Source organism: Kitasatospora sp. NPDC059462 (assembly GCF_042749955.1).
GTDB lineage: Bacteria > Actinomycetota > Actinomycetes > Streptomycetales > Streptomycetaceae > Kitasatospora.
In genome coordinates this window covers 1-2,820 of the sequence record NZ_JBHYUU010000364.1, presented here as the reverse complement: position 1 = coordinate 2,820, position 2,820 = coordinate 1, and the positions used below count along the sequence as shown (strand labels likewise).

Annotated in this window: 1 protein-coding gene and 1 pseudogene; one reads left to right on the top strand and one right to left on the bottom strand. The window is 74.1% G+C overall.

Annotation, left to right across the window (positions count from 1 at the left end):
• Nucleotides 1-112: 112 nt before the first annotated feature.
• The gene (locus ACFXAM_RS38425) at nt 113-1,564 is read right to left on the bottom strand and encodes an MFS transporter (RefSeq protein WP_380298551.1); all 1,452 of its coding nucleotides are present in this window, start codon (nt 1,562-1,564) and stop codon (nt 113-115) included.
• A 523-nt stretch (nt 1,565-2,087) separates the two neighbouring features.
• Here ACFXAM_RS38425 and ACFXAM_RS38420 point away from each other — a divergent pair.
• Nucleotides 2,088-2,820: pseudogene (locus ACFXAM_RS38420) on the top strand (hypothetical protein); the annotation flags it as partial.

Sequence of the window (2,820 nt, the reverse complement as noted above, 5' to 3'; positions counted from 1 at the left end):
AGCTCAATCTTGTTGGCGTGGGGGTTCTGTTTTTGGTATAACGCCCCCGGCGCCGGGGGGTCGGGGGGGGCGGCCGCGCTCGGGGTGGTGCGCCCGCCCCCCGGACGCCCCGTCAGGCGGTGGCCGCCTTCCCGGCCGCCGGTGCCGCGGCGTCCGCGCCCCGCTCCGCGTCCGCGCCCCGCTCCGCGTCCGCGCCCCGCTCCGCGTCCGCGCCCTGCTCCGCCGTCCGCTCCGGTGCCTCCTCCACCTCCGCCAGGTCGTGCCCGCGGGTCTCCCGCGCGCACAGCACCGCCAGCACCGTGACGGCCGCCGCGACCGCCACGTACACCGAGATCGGGGTGGAGCCGCCGTAGTCCTTCAGCAGCGCGGTGGCGATCAGCGGGGCGGGTGCGCCGGCCGCCACCGAGGCGAACTGGGCGCCGATCGAGGCGCCGGAGTAGCGCAACCGGGTGGCGAACAGCTCGGAGAAGAAGGCGGCCTGGGGTGCGTACATCGCGCTGTGGAAGACCAGTCCGACGGTCACCGCGAGCACCAGTGACCCGAACGACGCGGTGTCGACCATCCCGAAGAAGACGAACGCCCACACCCCGACGCCGACCGCGCCCACCAGGTAGACCGGCTTGCGTCCGACCCGGTCGGAGAGCGCGCCGAAGAGCGGGATCAGCGCGAACTGGACGGCCGAGGCGATCAGGACGGCGTTCAGCGCGGTCTGCTTGGGCAGGTGCACGTGCGAGACGGCGTAGGCCAGGACGAAGGTGGTCATCACGTAGTAGGAGATGTTCTCCGCCATCCGGGCGCCCATCGCGACCAGCACCTCCCGCCAGTGGTGGCGCAGCACCCCCACCAGCGGCGGCTGTTCGGCCCTCCCGCGCCGCTCCGCCCGGGCCAGCGCCTCCTGGAACAGCGGCGACTCGTCCACCGCCAGCCGGATCCACATCCCGACCCCGACCAGCACCGCGGACAGCAGGAACGGCACCCGCCACCCCCAGGCGAGGAACGCCGCGTCCGACTGCAGACCGGTCATCAGCGACAGCACCCCGGCCGCCAGCAGATTGCCGGCCGGCGCTCCGCCCTGCGGCCAGGACGCCCAGAAGCCGCGCCGCCGCGCGTCCCCGTGCTCCGACACCAGCAGCACGGCGCCGCCCCACTCCCCGCCGAGCGCGAACCCCTGCACCAGCCGCAGCGTGGTCAGCAGCACCGGGGCGGCCACCCCGATCGAGTCGTACGTCGGCAGGCAGCCGATCAGCGTGGTCGACCCGCCCATCAGCAGCAGGCTCACCACGAGCAGCCGTTTGCGCCCCACCCGGTCCCCGAAGTGCCCGAACACCAGGGCGCCGAGCGGGCGCGCCGCGAAGCCGATCGCATAGGTGAGGAAGGACAGCAGCGTCCCGGTGAGCGGATCGCTGTTCGGGAAGAACAGCTTCCCGAACACCAGCGCCGCGGCCGTTCCGTAGAGGAAGTAGTCGTACCACTCGACGGTGGTACCGATCAGACTCGCTGCCACGACGCGGGGCAGCGAGCTCCTGCTCGCGCGGTCCGATGGGTCCGGGGCGGTGGCCGTCATGGCTCATCACTTCCAGGCTCGGGAGAGGGTGTCGGCACACGGTAGGAAGCGCGAGGGATCGGCACTATGTGACCGGACACCACATCCGCATGCCCGGTCATGGGGGAGGAGGCCACTTCGCCGAGGGGCCGCCCGGGGGCCGTCGAACCGGAGCGGGGGGCCGGTGGGGGCGGTGGGGCCGACGGGTCGGCGTGGTGTCCGCGGCCGGGAGGGGCGGCGATCCGGGGGGCCGGACCCCTGTGTGGCGACCCCCCACAGCACCCCGCTGAACTGTGGTGTTGCCCGCCATCGCGCCGTCGGCGCGGCCGTCGGCCGGCGGACGCCCCCGAAGCCAAACCCATCCTGAGGTGTCTTCCCCACAATGGGCGCGGATGCTTCACCCGTTCGGAGGATTGCTCGGTCAGAACCACCCATAGCGCCCGAATGCTCGCTACATTCACGCCGATTCCCGACAGGGGGCGTCGCCACAGGCAGCCGAACCGCTGGTGGAGCCGGTGCGGCGTCCGAGAGGTGTTGACTGACTATGCCCCAAAGGCCTGCAACCGACAGCCCGGCGTACGGACCGCTCGACCCGCTCGACCAGCACCGAGGTCCGGTCGGCCGGGCCCTTCCGGACGCCCCCGACGCCCCGACCGCCGCCGCCGACCTGCGGCTGCCCGAGCAGGCCACACCCGCCGACCGGCCCGCGGCCGCCGACCGGCACGTGCCGCCCGAGCGCCACGCACCCGAGCGGCACGCGCCGCCCGAGCGCCACCAGCCGTCCGGTGCCACCCAGAACCTCCAGCTCGCCGCGCTGATCGAGGAGGCCGGCTTCTCGCACGCCGGCCTGGCCCGCCGGGTCGACCAGCTCGGCCTGGAGCACGGCCTCGACCTGCGCTACGACAAGACCTCCGTCACCCGCTGGCTCCGCGGCCAGCAGCCCCGCGGCGCCACCCCGGCGCTGATCGCCGAGGTGTTCACCCGGCGGCTCGGGCGCCGGCTCACCGCGCAGGACCTCGGCCTGGACGCCTGCGCCCCGGTCTACGCCGGCCTGGAGTTCGCCGAGACGCCGCAGGAGGCGGTGGACATCGTGGCGAGCATGTGGCGCAAGGACAACGGGCCGCAGTCCGAGCTGCGCCGGATCGCCTTCACCCCGGCCGGTCTGGTGGTGCCCAGCCGCGACTGGCTGATCGGCCGCACCGACGAGCGGGTCGCCAGGGACGGCTCCACCCTGGTGCGCCCCGACCCCGCGGCCGGCGCGCCGCTGCCCGCCGGAC